The sequence below is a fragment of the Brevundimonas sp. UBA7534 genome, from assembly GCF_002479325.1.
GTDB lineage: Bacteria > Pseudomonadota > Alphaproteobacteria > Caulobacterales > Caulobacteraceae > Brevundimonas.
This window is the reverse complement of record NZ_DLMO01000008.1, coordinates 1-423: the sequence shown is the minus strand read 5'-3', so window position 1 is coordinate 423 and position 423 is coordinate 1. Positions and strand designations below refer to the sequence as shown.

Here is a 423-nt window from a genome sequence, read left to right as displayed (position 1 = left end):
ACGCCGCCGCCGACGACGCCGCAGCCCGCGACCGCCACCTTCAGCGGCGGCAGCGCCGGGGCCGGTCCGGGCGGGGCCGACTTCTCGCCGATCACCGTGCCGTCGGCTCGGTCCAGGGCCGCCACCTCGATCTCCACGCCGCGCTGTTCGCCCAGGTCGATGGCGTCGTGCTGCACCAGGGCGCCGCCCAGCTTGCGCGCCACGTCCCACGACGCCCGGCGATAGCGCAAAGCCCCGGCCGTCTTGTCGTTCGGATCATGGTCGTAGAGGCCGTCCACGTCCTTGACCAGACGCCCCTTGTCCAGCCCCAGTTCGGCCGCCAGGAACACCGCCGTCAGGTCCGATCCGCCCCGGCCCAGCAGCGCCACGCGACCGTCCGGCCGCACCGCGCCGAAGCCGGGAACCACCACCACCTCGTGCCGG

General features: G+C 74.7%; 1 pseudogene. It reads right to left on the bottom strand.

What is annotated here, in order from left to right:
- A pseudogene (locus B2U11_RS00410) lies at positions 1-423 on the bottom strand (homoserine dehydrogenase); the annotation flags it as partial.